Origin of the sequence: Alteromonas sp. Mac1 (assembly GCF_001562125.1) — a bacterium.
Taxonomy (GTDB): domain Bacteria; phylum Pseudomonadota; class Gammaproteobacteria; order Enterobacterales; family Alteromonadaceae; genus Alteromonas; species Alteromonas stellipolaris.
In genome coordinates this window covers 385,780-400,317 of record NZ_CP013932.1, presented here as the reverse complement: position 1 = coordinate 400,317, position 14,538 = coordinate 385,780, and the positions used below count along the sequence as shown (strand labels likewise).

General features: G+C 43.8%; 13 protein-coding genes and 1 tRNA gene. 3 read left to right on the top strand and 11 right to left on the bottom strand.

Going from position 1 to position 14,538, the window contains the following annotated elements; genetic code table 11:
• Nucleotides 1-39: 39 nt before the first annotated feature.
• From AV939_RS01605 to AV939_RS01585, 5 genes are all read right to left on the bottom strand, one after another.
• Nucleotides 40-543, bottom strand: a complete 504-nt coding sequence (locus tag AV939_RS01605; RefSeq protein ID WP_057794525.1) for a chemotaxis protein CheW — start codon at nt 541-543, stop codon at nt 40-42.
• Complete coding sequence (locus AV939_RS01600; RefSeq protein WP_057794527.1) at nt 540-2,612, bottom strand: chemotaxis protein CheW; 2,073 nt, start codon at nt 2,610-2,612, stop codon at nt 540-542. The genes AV939_RS01605 and AV939_RS01600 overlap by 4 nt, the downstream gene beginning before the upstream one ends.
• Before the next feature lie 36 nt (nt 2,613-2,648).
• Complete coding sequence (locus AV939_RS01595) at nt 2,649-3,014, bottom strand: response regulator (RefSeq protein ID WP_013785776.1); 366 nt, start codon at nt 3,012-3,014, stop codon at nt 2,649-2,651.
• Between the two features lie 59 nt (nt 3,015-3,073).
• Complete coding sequence (locus AV939_RS20455; RefSeq protein WP_057794529.1) at nt 3,074-4,261, bottom strand: methyl-accepting chemotaxis protein; 1,188 nt, start codon at nt 4,259-4,261, stop codon at nt 3,074-3,076.
• Nucleotides 4,262-4,551: 290 nt separating this feature from the next.
• Entirely contained in the window at nt 4,552-5,304 is a 753-nt protein-coding gene (locus tag AV939_RS01585) for an META domain-containing protein (RefSeq protein WP_057794532.1), read from the bottom strand.
• A gap of 175 nt (nt 5,305-5,479) precedes the next feature.
• Between AV939_RS01585 and AV939_RS01580 the strand changes: the two genes are divergently transcribed.
• Nucleotides 5,480-6,169: a response regulator transcription factor gene (locus tag AV939_RS01580; protein WP_057794534.1), complete on the top strand. Its 690-nt coding sequence runs from the start codon at nt 5,480-5,482 to the stop codon at nt 6,167-6,169.
• Nucleotides 6,166-7,650, top strand: a complete 1,485-nt coding sequence (locus AV939_RS01575) for a sensor histidine kinase (protein ID WP_231751152.1) — start codon at nt 6,166-6,168, stop codon at nt 7,648-7,650. The genes AV939_RS01580 and AV939_RS01575 overlap by 4 nt, the downstream gene beginning before the upstream one ends.
• Before the next feature lie 48 nt (nt 7,651-7,698).
• Here the strand turns inward: AV939_RS01575 and AV939_RS01570 are convergent, their stop codons facing one another.
• From AV939_RS01570 to AV939_RS01560, 3 genes are all read right to left on the bottom strand, one after another.
• A complete protein-coding gene (locus AV939_RS01570; RefSeq protein WP_057794536.1) occupies nt 7,699-8,937 on the bottom strand; it encodes a PepSY-associated TM helix domain-containing protein in 1,239 nt (412 codons plus the stop codon).
• A gap of 12 nt (nt 8,938-8,949) precedes the next feature.
• Entirely contained in the window at nt 8,950-10,989 is a 2,040-nt protein-coding gene (locus AV939_RS01565; RefSeq protein WP_057794537.1) for a TonB-dependent receptor, read from the bottom strand.
• A gap of 144 nt (nt 10,990-11,133) precedes the next feature.
• The gene (locus AV939_RS01560) at nt 11,134-11,325 is read right to left on the bottom strand and encodes a DUF2986 domain-containing protein (protein WP_057794539.1); all 192 of its coding nucleotides are present in this window, start codon (nt 11,323-11,325) and stop codon (nt 11,134-11,136) included.
• A gap of 362 nt (nt 11,326-11,687) precedes the next feature.
• Here AV939_RS01560 and AV939_RS01555 point away from each other — a divergent pair, with 362 nt between their 5' ends.
• Nucleotides 11,688-12,491: a hypothetical protein gene (locus AV939_RS01555; protein WP_057794541.1), complete on the top strand. Its 804-nt coding sequence runs from the start codon at nt 11,688-11,690 to the stop codon at nt 12,489-12,491.
• Nucleotides 12,492-12,841: 350 nt separating this feature from the next.
• Here the strand turns inward: AV939_RS01555 and AV939_RS01550 are convergent.
• From AV939_RS01550 to mutY, 3 genes are all read right to left on the bottom strand, one after another.
• Nucleotides 12,842-12,917, bottom strand: a tRNA-Phe gene (locus AV939_RS01550).
• Nucleotides 12,918-13,066: 149 nt separating this feature from the next.
• Entirely contained in the window at nt 13,067-13,339 is a 273-nt protein-coding gene (locus tag AV939_RS01545; RefSeq protein ID WP_013785835.1) for an oxidative damage protection protein, read from the bottom strand.
• 26 nt (nt 13,340-13,365) lie between these two features.
• On the bottom strand, nt 13,366-14,427 hold the full coding sequence (gene mutY, locus AV939_RS01540; RefSeq protein WP_057794543.1) for an A/G-specific adenine glycosylase: 1,062 nt from the start codon (nt 14,425-14,427) through the stop codon (nt 13,366-13,368).
• Between the last annotated feature and the right edge of the window lie 111 nt (nt 14,428-14,538).

Here is a 14,538-nt window from a genome sequence, read left to right as displayed (position 1 = left end):
CTAAATTTGCGAAATTTTTTACCGTTGCAGTCTTAGTTGTTACGCGTCTTCGTTAACGCTTTCGGGAGCAACTAAGCCCATTTCTTCGCTGGTGATAAGGCTTTCAATATTCACCAGAATAACCATCTGACCATCTACATCTGCTAACCCGTGCAAGTAACGGCTGTCAAAAGCCACACCAAATTCAGGTGGTGCTAGAATTTGGTCTTCCATTAAACGAATAACGTCCGATACGCCATCTACTACAATGCCCACAATGCGATCTTGAATATTAAGCATAATCACGATGGTAAATTCGGTGTAAGTGGCCTCGCCAACATTGAATTTAAGGCGTAGATCTACAATTGGCACAATGTCCCCTCGTAAATTAATAACCCCTTTAATAAAGGCTGGCGCGTTAGCAATTTTAGTGACTTGCTCGTAGCCACGAATTTCTTTCACGGTTTTGATATCTAAAGCGTAGTGCTCATCGGCGAGTACGAAACTCAGATATTCTTTGTCATCGCCCCCGATAACTGCTTGATGTAATGCGGTATCACTCATGCGAGCATGTCCTCTAATTGACTTGAGGTATAAGTAGTTGCGATAGAGTCGGCATCAATAATGAGTGCAACTTTTCCGTCGCCCATGATGGTAGCGCCTGCAATTCCAGCTACTTTTCGGTAGTGATCTTCTAAGCTTTTGATTACCACTTGCTGTTGGCCAACTAAGGCGTCTACCAGCACCCCGAAACGCTTCTTACTGCTTTCGAGTAGCACCACAATGGCTTCGGTGGGTTTTCGGTTGGCGTTTTCTACGTCCATATAATCGTGAAGAGGCACAAGGGGCCAGTATTGGTCGCGAATATAAAGTACCGTATCGTTGCCCAAGGTTTTAAGCTGACTGGCTGTGGGCTGAAAAGACTCCACAATGTTGAGCAAAGGGATAACAAAAATCTGATTTCCCACAGTCACGCACATGCCATCAACAATAGCGAGAGTGAGTGGTAAATGTATAAAGAAGCCCGATCCCTCTCCTAATGAAGACTCTATTTCTATGCGCCCACCAATGGCTTCAATATTCCGCCTTACCACATCCATGCCCACACCACGGCCAGACACATCGGTTACCGCTTCGGCGGTAGAAAAACCAGCTTGAAAGATAAGCTGCCACACTTCACTGTCTGGCATGTCATCGCTAACGGCTAATCCGTTGGCGTGTGCTTTATCTAAAATACGGGCTCTATTCAACCCGCCGCCATCATCGATAATGCTAATGATAATACTGCCGCCTTTTTGCTCAGCGCCTAGTATCACGGTGCCCATTTCTGGTTTTCCGGCAGCACGTCGCTTTTCGGGCAATTCAATGCCATGATCGATACTGTTTCTAACCAAATGTGTTAACGGGTCGACCAGCTTTTCAATCAAGCTTTTGTCAATTTCTGTGTGGGCACCTTGCAAGACTAAATCGACCTTTTTGTCTAGCTTGCCAGCCAAATCACGCACCAGCCTAGGGAAGCGATTGAATGTCGCTGTCAGTGGTAACATTCTTACTGACATTACCGACTCTTGGATTTCTCGGGTATTGCGCTGCAATTCGTCTATCGCTACCTGCAAACGCTCGCCTACCTGCCCATCTACTTCCTGCCCAATCAAGGACAACATGGATTGAGTAATAACAAGTTCACCAACGAGGTTGACCATGGCATCTATTTTACCGGTGTCTACTCGAATAGAAGCACTGTCTCGCCCACCCGATTTTTTTGCTGGCCTAGCTGGCGACTTTGAAATACTGGGAGGCGGCGAGGTAGATTTGTTTGCAGCGGCGTCGGGCGCAGTAGAGCTCTGTATGGTATTAGTGGGAACAGGTGATGTGGGCGATTCTTTAAGTACGGAATCATTCGCTTTTAAACTTGGCTTGGGCATATCTGCGGTGTCGAAAAAACCAAAGCTTTCGTCACTGGCTACTGTTGTTATTGCAGGTACGTCTGGTTCATCAAAAAATCCGAAGCCGTCGTCTTCTGCGCTAGCCACTTGTTCGTTGGGAATATCATCAAAAAATCCAAAACCATCATCACTTGGTGTCGACAATTCGTTGTCACTGGTTGCGCTCTGTTGGCTGATATCTAAGGTGGTGTCAGGCTCATCATCAAAAAAGCCAAAAGCGTCGCTGTCAGGTTCATCTTCAAAAAAGCCAAACGCGTCGCTATCGCTAGAAGCCTCAATATATGTATCTGTATCTTGGGTTTCTGTTAGCGCTCTTTCCAGCTTGGTAATACTCACTGCAATGGCTTGTTCTGGCACATCTACTTGATCGCGATAGGCCGCTAATGTCGCTTTTAATACATCAAGGGTTTCTAGTAACAGGTTAACGATATTAGTGGTAACTGATAACTCTTGATTACGGGCCTTATCTAACAGGTTTTCCATTACATGGGTAAGATTCATTAAGGCATTGAAGCCAAAAATGCCACTTCCCCCTTTAATAGAATGGGCCGCGCGGAAAATACTGTTTAGTTCTTCCGAGTCAGGCGAGTCTACATCAAGGCTAATTAGCAGTTGTTCCATATCGTCGAGATGCTCATCGCTCTCGTCAAAAAACACGCCATGAAACTGCTCAATATCGATGCTCATTCTGAATCCTTCCAGGCCGGTATGATGTGAAAAGGATTAGCCTAAAACGCGCTTTGTCACATCTAGCAGCTTATTAGGATCGAAAGGTTTCACCATCCAACCTGTAGCGCCCGCCGCTTTCCCTTTGGCTTTCATCTCTGGGCCCGCTTCCGTGGTAAGCATGACAATAGGCGTGCGATTAAAACCGCTTAAACTACGCAAGTTTTTGATAAGTGTTAAACCGTCCATGCGGGGCATGTTTTGATCGGTCAATACAAATCCAAATTGCTGAGACTTACATTTGTCTAATGCTTCTTGACCATCTTGTGCGGTGGTAACTGTGTAGCCAGCACCTTTTAAGGTCATCTCTACCATCTGACGAATTGATATAGAATCGTCAACTACTAAAATATGCTTGCTCATACTTTCTATTCCCTAACTGCCTAAAAGTAACTACATTTAATGTCAAAATCCTTTGTACCCTAGAATAACTCTACCTCTCCCGACTGCATGGATGTTGCAGAAACTGGGTTGTGGTCGGTTTTTCCTCGTTGGGCAAGCGCTTGTTGGTAAGCCTTTAATTCAGAAGCAAAAGCCTCTAAATTTTCAGGCTCTAGTTGTTGGAGTCGCTCGATAATAAATTTTACAATATCTTTCGTATAATCAATGTGCTGGCCATTTATATCGCCAAACTGCATACCTCTTATCGCGTTATTTATTGCATCATCTAGTTGTTGTCCAATACCCTCTAGTTGCTTAGTGGTAACTTGGTCTGATTCTGCTTTACGAATAATGTCTTTTAGCTCTTTACTGATATGATTTTTGGCTTCAACCACATGGGAAATGTCTTGAGAAGCAACAAATTCGGCGGTTTCGGTGAGCTTGTCTACCAACCCTTTAATATTCTCTACCTGCTTCTTAATAACATCACTGAATTGGGTTGAGCGGGTAGACAGGGCTCTTACTTCATCCGCCACCACGGCAAAACCTCTTCCAGCTTCACCGGCCCGCGCTGCTTCTATGGCTGCATTTAACGCTAACAAATTAGTTTGAGCTGAAATATCGTCTATTCCACTAAGGGCATCAATAACCGTGGGCATTGCTTGTTGAATGGTTTGTACTTGGCTCATTAAATGCTGTGTTGAAGACGACATTTTTTCGGTAGAATCGATAAAACTCACAAGAGTGCTATCGGTATTTTCAGCAAAATTGCGCATTTTATCTGAGTAAGCGGTGTTGTTTGTTGCATCGATACTAAGCAGAGCATCAATACAATTAACCTGTGCAGCTACGAGGTCTTTTAAGCTGGTAAAGGCTTGACTAAGGGTAACAACCGCATCATCTTGAGTTGTTTTAATAGAAGACAGGTTTCCCTCACATATTGATAGCGAGTGGGCAATCTCTCCCCCTGCTAATGCAATATTATCTTCCACATGAGCCGTGCTGGAATATGTTTCTTCAATAGAGGAATTGGCATCAGACGATGTTCTCTTACTTGATGCGTAAGCAACAAAGCCTATTAGTACCACCGTAAGCAAAATAAAGCCGAAAAGCGCTGAGCCAAAAAAGAACAGCGCCCAAGATGCCAATAGCCCTACCACTGCGCCTGCCAGATAAATATTATTGCTACTTTCTGATTGTGTAGATGAACTTTCCACGTTTGAATGCAAAAGGATCTCCTTATACCTTGCCACTACTCCTTCATCACTCCAGATTTAACCGAGTGAAATGTGCATGATGTGTGTTCAATGTCATAAAGGTACTTACTCTTAAATTAATAAGAAGTAAGTAGGCAACGCGTTAGTCAATGTTGATTACAATATGGACTAAGCGTAGTACCCAATTTGGAAAGTTGGCAAGTAACGAGATGCGAAAAACTGTTATATGTGCAAAAAAACCTATAAAAGTCGGCGAACTGTAGATGTAACCTGTGGATATGAACTCAAATAACCTAGTTCAATTACTTAGTGCATGAATACGATTGGTTTTGTAGGCTAAGAACGGCTGAATTCCCCTTGTTCCAAAATTCTGTATTCATACCGATATAACGCGCCCCTGAGGCTGAACGCGTACGCTGCAATATATGAATATTACCTTTTTCAGATAGCTTGATTGTTTCTGGGCTTAAAAAGCGCACCACAATGTTTCCTGCGGTTGCACAATTAAACTGATGCGTTCCCGTGGTCGCTATATCCATTTTTTCATTCTTCGCCGTGTCTTGTGCTGACATTCTTATTAACTTCAGCCTTTGTTTACCGGCGTTATCATAAATAACCAACCAAGCGCCCTTTTGAATAGTGCCCTTTTGAATTTCGTAACGACTGGCCGTTTCTAGTGCTTTCACAAAGCGCTGCTCTTGCGCTGACATGGCACCTACACATGCGCGGCGAGTCGTTACCAATTTAGATGTTGCAAACTCACCTTCTGCTAATTCGCCCGCTTTTAAATTAAGTATGCCCGAAAATTGATTACAGCCAGTAAAGCCTGAAATTCGATTTTTTGTTACCAACTCCACGGTCATCATACTGCTATCGATAATGCCGCCCATGTCGATGCTTTCCACCTGCCAAGTACCTGTTAGGGTAATTGCAGATTCATCTTCGTTCACTGAAGCCCCGTCTGTTGACGTTTGCGAGGGGTTATTACTACACCCAACAATGGTAAAAAGCACGCTCAACACAATAAAAAGCGAATTAAGAAAATGAGAGGGCATTACTAGTCCTTGCCGTTTTAAGATGAAGAAAAAAGATAAAAGTACGAGTGTACAATATTGCGTAATGTGTGCTGAAAGTAGCAAATATACTTAATGTTTGGAAGCGATACCTCAAGCAACTTGCAAATAAGAACAATTATCAATAGCATACAGACTCACAACTTTGGTACATATTATGTCTGCCGCTCGCATTTTGATAATAGAAGACGATATAACCCTTAGCGATCAGGTAGCTATGCTGCTAAAAGAAAAAGGGTTTACCACTACCCAGTGCTTAGATGGCCATAAAGGCTTGCTAACGGCGCTGCAGGAAAGCTTCGATCTCATTTTACTCGATATCTTATTGCCTTCGCTTAATGGCTTGGCTGTTTTGAATCAAATTCGAAAAGTTAAACATACTCCTGTAATGATGATTACCGCCAGTGGTGCTGAACAAGAGCGCATTGAAGGCTATAGAAAAGGCGCTGATGATTACTTACCTAAGCCGTTTAACTTTACAGAAATGATGCTTAGGATAGAGGCTTTGTTACGCCGTAGCCAGCGAGACATCGCTCCCCCCAAACAAGCTTCACAGTTAATCATTGATGAGCTTCAACTTAACCGAATTAAGCAAGATGTTCGCTTTTCGGGGAACGGCGTTGAGCTCACCCCCATTCAATTTAAGTTACTATGGGTGCTACTAGAAAACCATCATGAAGTGATGACCAAAGCCTTCTTGTATCAAAGTGTGCTTAACAGGCCATTCAGTCGTTATGATAGAAGTTTAGATATGCACATTAGTCGCGTGCGTAAAAAGCTAGTAGAAGCAGGTATGCCACCAGAAAGGCTTTCTACCTTGCATGGCAAAGGCTATCGCTTTTCATGAAGTACACCCTGTTTTGGCGTATGTGTACTGTAATTGGCGTAGGTACCGTACTGCTTTTTTGGGCCATAGATTGGTTAACTAACCATACCGAATCTAGCATGAGCTTTATTGCACAGAAACATCAGCAGCAATTGCTAGATTACGGAAAAGAAGCCGATGAAATTTGGAAAAATAAAGGTGAAGAAGCCCTGTCGGTTTGGCTTAAGATGCTTCAAGAAAAAGAGCAAACGTGGGTGGGTGTAGTCAATTCAGATATTACGCCTTTGGCTGGATCCAGCCTTTACAAACCGTTTTTCGACCGTTTCCAATACGGCAGAAGTGTGGAATGGAAAATACACTTATACTTTCAACAAAACCCCGTGATGGAAATCCCCTTTGCCGATGCGAGCACACACCTTTTAATTGAATTGCCCCAGCGTATGCGCCCTGGAGCGATGTTGCTGTATGCCAACGCACTGCTTCAAATTGCGTTGCCGCTAATATTACTGTGCATATTAAGTTTAGTGTTATACCGCCATGTAATGTCGCCGTTAAGAAAGCTGGAAAACGTTACCAAATCATTCAGTGCGGGTCATTATGATGTAAGAACCAATGCGTCGCTACTTGAGCGTAATGACGAACTTACCCGCTTAGCCGTTACTTTCGATAAAATGGCCGATAGAACCAGCAAACTTATTTATAATCAACGCCAGTTACTGGCAGATTTATCTCATGAGTTACGTACACCACTAACCCGCATAGATATGGCAGTTGATTTTGTAGAGCAACAAATTAACCCGCAACAAGCGTTAGCTCGGCTTCGCTACGAAGCCTCTACCATGCGCAATTTAGTTGAAGATACGCTTACCCTTGCGTGGTTGAACACAGAATCGCCACAGCTAAATGCTGATGACTTTGATTTGGTGGAATTAATACAGGTTATTTGTGAAGACGCCCGATTCGAATACCCTGACAAAAACCTTGTTAGCACGCTGCCAGAAAAAGCGCCGTTAACTCAAAGCAGCCAAATAGCATTGGGCCAAGCGATAGAGAATATTGTTCGTAACGCATTACGCCATACGCCTGAAAAATCGGAAGTAGAAGTTATGCTCACCACCTCCGAACAGGGCTACCAGTTGTGTGTGAAAGATAATGGCCCTGGCGTGCCTGAACATATGCTTGGGGACATTTTTAAGCCATTCTTTCGGGTGGATAAAGCCAGAGCATCCATTGGCGAACGAATAGATTCATCGCAAAGCACTGGCTTTGGTTTAGGTTTGGCGTTAGCCCACCGACAAATTGAAGCCGTAGGCGGCAGTATCAAGGCTCAAAACTATACGGATACTGCCCAGAGCCATATAAATGAAGCCCAGAGCCATATAAATGAAGCTCAGAGCTATATAGTGGAAGCCCAGAGCTATATAAATGAAGCCCAGAGCGAAAAGCATAAAGCTGGGCAGCGAAGCGGGCTAAAAATTCAAATTGAATTACCGCGTTCCTAAACGTCACAGCTCACTCACACCCCTGTGTGCCCAATTATTGTCATATTGTTAAGGTTGTAATTCAGCGTTGCGTTGTCGTCGTCTAGGTTCAGTTATTAATCTGCGCCACGCCAGCACAATACCGGTATAAACCAGCATACACGCAAACAATGACACTCCCCCCGCCACAGTTTGACCAACAACCCCAAAGTATTCACCGGTATGTAGAAAACGTGCGGTACCCCAGGCTTGCCCGCCAAGAGACCAATCTTGTTTTCTTAGTACCTGAGTTACTTCGCCTGTTTGGGTATCGAAAAAAAGCGAATAAGCGAGTTCTTGTCTATGCCCAATGCTTTTATCAATGAAGAAACGGGCTTCGTGTTTATGCTCACCTATTTCCATCCACATTGAATACCAATCTTCGTACCTATTCGCATTGGCATGTTGCTGGGCTGCTTTAAAGAGCGTTTCATAAGGCACTATATCTGCCGCTAAACTGGTAATTTCCTCATGCTGCTCTCGTGCAGGTATACTTTCGCCAAAGGCACCGTATATGGCTTTATTTGCCCAATCGAAATGGAAAATAGTAGCTGTTAACGCAATAACAAATAGCGGTATTAAACACCAAATACCGAAGACAAAATGCCATTGCCGATTTCTATGATGTGAATTTTGATAGGTTTTGGGTAATAGGATTTGCTGTTTAAAGGCTCTTAAATTGAAACGCTTGGGTAGCCATAAATAAAGGCCACTTACGATCAAAAAGATAAACACAAGATTGGCGTATGCCGTGATGTTTTTGCCTATTACCCGATAGTCACCTGCAAGAGATAAATAGCGATGAAAGTCGGTGACCAAGTGAAAAAATTCACCCACAGAACCCTCGCCTTCTCGAAGCACTTCACCGGTGTAAGGGTGTAGTAAAAAGCTGTGCCGGCCTGCCCATGCAGGAATAGCCGCACCTTCTTGATTTACCAAACGAACATAAATATGCGGTTCATCAGGTTTAAGCGTTTGCAGTATCGACACCACATCATCGGTACTAATGCGGGTGCTGCTGCCAGTGCTGGTACCTGAGCTGTTACCTGAGCTGACTTCAGTGCTAGCAAGCTCGTTTTTTTGTTTAGCTGAATTCGTATTTACGTGTATAGGCTCTACGTCGTACCGTCTTTCGCTAAACTCAACGATTTGCCGTTCATAGGTCAGTAGTACCCCCGTAAAGGACATACATAAAACAAATATGCCGGCAATTAAGCCGGCAATAAGGTGGGCCCAAAAGACCCACTTCTTTATAGATTTAGCACTCATAACTTACGCGTACTAGAAGTTATAAGATACTGATAGTCTAATATCCCTACCTGCTTCATGGGGGCCGATAACAGTAGCAAACACTTCACTGTAGTCACCTACACTTGAATGGTCGATGTAGTACTCATCAAACAAGTTAGACACTGCTAGGTTAACCAGAATATTGCTTGTGGCCTGCCACTCACCATACAAGTCAACAAGGGTGTAGCTTGGTTTGTTCAAGCTATACAAACTGTCTGTCCAACCCAAATCAACCGCCTGATGCAAGGTATCAATATCAATAGACCTAACCTGTCTAATACTTGTACCTACGCTAATATCGGCGTTAACCGTGTAATCTACGCCAACCACTATAGTATCGCCGCGGCTATTACCTAAGCCCACAAATTCATAACCGTTCAAATCAATTGACGAGTAGTCTACGTTGTAAATGCCATCTCTTGGGTCAAGTTCACTATCAGCAGTTGAGAAACCAAAGAAAAAGTCGAATGAATCTACGCGATAGGCAAGGTCGAATTCAATACCGCTGCTTTCTACCGTACCAATGTTATTGAAAACAGAATTGCCTTCGTAACCTTCAAAAATCACATCATCTAGGGTTGAGTTATAAACGCTTAATCTCGCATTTAGGTTATTAGCGCTGTACTCAATTGAGGCTTCAATGTTTTGAACCGTTTCTGGCACTAAATCATCAGCAACCACTGGAATATCTGAGCCATCGTAAAGGTAACCGTCGATAGTGAAACCATCGCCAATCTCTTTTCCTCTGGCGGCTTCGGCATAACCTAACCCTAAGGTCCAAGCTTCTGTCAGCTGATAAGCAACACCAATATTGAAGCTTAGTTCAGAGTCGTCTAGTGAAGCTTCGCTGTCAGTAACTGGTGTACCGTAATACTCTTCGAGTAAAATGCGTTGCTGGAAGTCATAATCGTCGTAGCGCACACCGTAGCTAAGTAATAGTTCAGGCGTAATGTCGCTGTAACCTTGAGCGTAGATGCCCATTACGCTGCTTTCTTCTGCGTTATCTGTTGTACCGCCAGCAGAACCACTTGTAACTTCATCACTGCGATAATCTACCCCGTACACAAACTTATGCTTGGCAGTTTCACTGGTATTGCGAATATCGAAACCGTAAGTGTCGATTTCAGCTAACCAGTTAAAACGACCGCCTTGGAATGAAGAATCGGTTTGATAGGCCGTGGCTTCTAAGTACACCATATCGCTGTGCGCGAAACGGTAGTTAGCTACATAAGTATCACGCTGTGCTTCACTTGGGTAAAGTGCTGCGCCTTCCAAGACTACCCAGTTAGGGCGGGCAGAAAACTCACCTTCTTCATCACGCTGCTCAACACTTAACGACAAGTAATGGTTTTCAGCAATATCACCACTGGCTTTAAAGAACAACATGTCTTGATCGGCTGCTGTACCGTAAATTTCGTTACCGTCGCCATCTTCCATGTTATCGCGATCGACTGTGCTGTAATAACCTAGCACGCCCCATGTATCACTTAGCTTACCGTAAAGGCTACCGCTATAGCGGGTGCCGTCGTTCGAAAAGTAGCTTGCTTTAACTCGGCCACCAAATTGCTCACCTTTAGCTAAAAGGTCGTCAGCATCTTTGGTTTTAAATCGAATTGAACCACCAATTGCGCCAGGGCCACTAGTTGCTTCACCAGCGCCTGCTTGTACATCAATTTGCTGCAGTAAATCTGGATCGATAGTTACTCGGCCAATATGGTGAAACAGGGTTGACGTTTGCTGCGCACCATCAACGGTGACATTTAAATAAGCGTCTTCTAGGCCACGGATATATATTTTTTGCGCCACGCCTACCGAACCGCCGACACTAATTGAAGGCGAGTTACGAAATATATCAGCGAGATCATTAGCTTGGTATTGCTCGATGTCTTCAGCAGTAATACTTAGGTTTGTTGTAGCACCTACTACAGAGATTTTTTCGACAGAAGTTGTTTCGTCAGTCTCTTGCGCTTGGGCATAGGAAAGCGCGCTAGATAGTGTGCAAACTGCACTAATGAACACTAGTTTTTTCAAGGATGGCTCCAGTTAAATGTTTAGTTATTCTAAATAAGAAACATTCTCATTTACTTTCTGGATAAAAGGTAGTGTTTTTACATTTGTTACATTTAGACTGAAGGGATGTATAGAAGGTTATTTTTGTTCATTTTGACGCTGCACTTATGGTTCCTTATTGCTCGTTGAATCAGTTCCCTCTTCCTCAATACATGATTGTTCGCTATTCGCTTGCTCAGCTAGCTTTTCCCGTTCAGCTTTAGAAACATAAACCGGCTTATTACTCTTGTGAATTTTAGCGTTCGCTTTTTTATCTTTCTTCTGAAGTTTTTTAATGATTTTTTTACGACGGTTCACAACCAATTCCCTCAACAGCCCCACTCATTCTAACTATTATACAGGGTTTACGGCTAAAGCTGCCATATGCGCATTAACGATTACAATTTTTGAATAGCAGTAACTATTGGGTTTTAGTAACAACAGTTTCCCTACCTTTAATATAAGTTGCGGCACACTTATTGAACACCTTTCAGGCTGTTGCTACCAATTACTGAAACTAGGCTATAGCCAGCTGAAGAATAGGTGAGATTATTCCGCCCCTTAGTGAAAATCGGTGGTTTGTTGCCGCTTTATAGTGTGATAACTCGTTACTCTTTCCCCGCAACGCAGGTGTCCTATTGATGCTTGCCTGGGGGAACTCATTTAGAACGGAGATACTTATGCTTGATAGTATTATCAAATCCAATACAGAATTCAGTCAGTCCTCGTTAAATCAACTTCAGGTTCGCTCCTTAACTGACGACGAAATATCTGGCTTCGGCAACATTCTTCGCCAGGCGAATGAGCAAACAACTACATCGAAAGAGTTTTTGAAATCACTGTCATCCGACGAACTGCAATTAGTAAAGAAAGCCAATAGCCTTGCAGCAAATATCGATGTGGACTCCCTTAGTCAAGAAGGTGCTCAAAACCTATTAAGCCAACCAGATGGCTCTGACCTTGTTGACTTAAACAATGATGGTATTGTTGAAATAGGCATAGGTAAAACTATTCACTTTCCTCCTGTCAACGCCCCCGCTTATGTAAAAGCCGCATGGGATAAAGCAACAGAAGGTATGGATTGGGGAGAGCAAGCACGTATGGAGCTAACCATGTTTTCTATGGTCTACGGGTTTGGGATAAACGGCGTTACCGCTGATGCAGCTTTGCCACCAGAGCAGCAGTGGAATAATACGAATATAAATGCATTGTACGAGTATGCGAAATCGAATCTAGAATTCCGTGTAGGGATGGAAGGTTGGACTGATTACAATAGGCAGCTTGATAAGGTATACGACAGCTTCTTTTCTTCCATTCGCCAATCTAGCATTAGTACGTTTCAACCTCAGCAAAATGCTAGTGCTATGAAATCGTCTTCATTATCAGACCAAACAACCACTACACCTATGTCTCCCAGTGATAGGATCAAAGAGGTTAATCAGTTAGTGCTTGATGCAAAATCAGAATCTGATTTAGAGTCGTAACGCGCGGTGCAGCCGCAGGGACACGCCAGCGTGTTTCTATGTTTTTAAACCACCGAGATCAAAAAAGCCCTCGCATTTCTGCAAGGGCTTCCTGAATAATGGTGCCTCGACCCGGGATTGTAACGCGCGGTGCAACCGCAGGGACACGCCAGCGTGTTTCTATGTTTTTAAACCACCGAGATCAAAAAAGCCCTCGCATTTCTGCAAGGGCTTTCTGAATAATGGTGCCTCGACCCGGGATTGTAACGCGCGGTGCAAACGCAGGGACACGCCAGCGTGTTCCGCTAACTTAATACAATAGCCTAGATCAAAAAAGCCCCGAACATTTCTGTTCAGGGCTCTTCGAATAATGGTGCCTCGACCCGGGATCGAACCAGGGACACGCGGATTTTCAATCCGCTGCTCTACCAACTGAGCTATCGAGGCAAAATCTTTTAGCGTTTGGGCGTTTACTGCCTGTCTCGCTGTGGGTGCGTATTAAACGGATTTCCGACTAACAAGTCAACCGTTTTTGTTGGTTTTTTTTCGGTTTTGTTACCGTTTGCACATTGTTTATGCAAAATACGCTTTTTTGATTACTTTTCAGGCGGAACATAGCCTTCAATTGTAGGTTCTACGCCGTCGAACAAGTAAGCCGACATACTTTGTTCTAAAAACTGTCTGGCGGTCGGTTCCATCATATTTAACTTATTTTCGTTAATTAGCATGGTTTGTTTCTTTTGCCAGTCGGCCCATGCTTCTTTTGAAATGTTGTCGTAAATACGTTTTCCTAGCTCACCGGGGTAAAGCTGAAAATCCAAGCCGTCGGCTTCTTTTTGTAAACGTTGGCAAAATACCACTCTACTCATTGTATGTCCTTAACCTATTTGATGCGCTAAAGCACATGCACTAATTGCTGAATGATTTTCTTTGTGGGGGCAGCTAAACCTACCTCAATAGGTTCGTTAAACATAAACCATTGGGCTTTTTGTTCTGCCACCTGCTTTCTGGGTACTGAGTTTATCACGGCAAACACCGGTGTTATATCCAAATGAAAGTGGCTAAAGGTATGCCTAAACGCGGTTTGGGTTTCAAATGAACTGGCTTCAATACCTCGCTTAGCAAGTTCAGCTTCGGCGCTTTGTAGATCTTGAGCTTCAATAAAGCCATATAAACCACCCCATAAGCCGCTAGAAGGCCGCTGCTCCAAATAAACCTGCTGTTGGAACAGCGGCACTATAAGTAACGTACTTCGCTCTGGTATGGCTTTCTTGGGCTTTTTACCGGGAAATTCAGTTTGTGCCCCTTGAGCATATGCTAAGCAATCGTGTTGTAACGGGCACTCATCACACTTTGGCTTGCTGCGGGTACATACCATAGCTCCCAAATCCATCATCACTTGTGTGTAGTTGGCACTGCGTTTTTCTGGCGTATTTTTTTCTGCCACCTCCCACAGCGCATTCTCTACTGCTTTTTGGCCAGGCCAGCCGCCAATAGCATAGAAGCGAGCAAGTACGCGTTTTACGTTGCCATCTAATATGGGGTGGCGCTGATTGCGTGAAATAGACAATACCGCGCCAGCGGTAGAGCGCCCTATTCCGGGCAAGGCTATTACATCGTCTATATTGTCAGGAAAGGTACCGCCGTACTGCTCTACAATTTGCTTCGCCGCTTTATGTAAGTTTCTAGCGCGGGCGTAGTAGCCTAACCCCGTCCAATGGTGCAGTACGTCATCTTGCGCTGCATTGGCTAGCGCCACCACACTTGGGAAAGATTGCATAAACCGTTCAAAATACGGAATGACGGTGGTGACTTGCGTTTGCTGTAGCATAATCTCAGATACCCACACTTTATAGGGGGTAATATCTTGTTGCCATGGCAGATGCTTGCGGCCATGAATGTCGTACCAAGCAAGCACGCGTTCAGCAAAAGTATTAGGTATAACCGTATTTGTCATAAAAACTGCGCAATGAATGACCGTTAGCTACATTTAATAGCCATTAGGTTTTATTGATAAATGGCCTGATATGTTAGCATGTGAAGGTACAAATGTATTTTAGGAGTCTTT

What these genes read in the sequence shown, in the direction of transcription:
- AV939_RS01605 (WP_057794525.1), bottom strand. Translation starts at nt 543, where the DNA reads ATGAGTGATACCGCATTACATCAAGCAGTTATCGGGGGCGATGACAAA.
- AV939_RS01600 (WP_057794527.1), bottom strand. Translation starts at nt 2,612, where the DNA reads ATGAGCATCGATATTGAGCAGTTTCATGGCGTGTTTTTTGACGAGAGC.
- AV939_RS01595 (WP_013785776.1), bottom strand. Translation starts at nt 3,014, where the DNA reads ATGAGCAAGCATATTTTAGTAGTTGACGATTCTATATCAATTCGTCAG.
- AV939_RS01585 (WP_057794532.1), bottom strand. Translation starts at nt 5,304, where the DNA reads ATGCCCTCTCATTTTCTTAATTCGCTTTTTATTGTGTTGAGCGTGCTT.
- AV939_RS01580 (WP_057794534.1), top strand. Translation starts at nt 5,480, where the DNA reads ATGTCTGCCGCTCGCATTTTGATAATAGAAGACGATATAACCCTTAGC.
- AV939_RS01575 (WP_231751152.1), top strand. Translation starts at nt 6,166, where the DNA reads ATGAAGTACACCCTGTTTTGGCGTATGTGTACTGTAATTGGCGTAGGT.
- AV939_RS01570 (WP_057794536.1), bottom strand. Translation starts at nt 8,937, where the DNA reads ATGAGTGCTAAATCTATAAAGAAGTGGGTCTTTTGGGCCCACCTTATT.
- AV939_RS01555 (WP_057794541.1), top strand. Translation starts at nt 11,688, where the DNA reads ATGCTTGATAGTATTATCAAATCCAATACAGAATTCAGTCAGTCCTCG.
- AV939_RS01545 (WP_013785835.1), bottom strand. Translation starts at nt 13,339, where the DNA reads ATGAGTAGAGTGGTATTTTGCCAACGTTTACAAAAAGAAGCCGACGGC.
- mutY (WP_057794543.1), bottom strand. Translation starts at nt 14,427, where the DNA reads ATGACAAATACGGTTATACCTAATACTTTTGCTGAACGCGTGCTTGCT.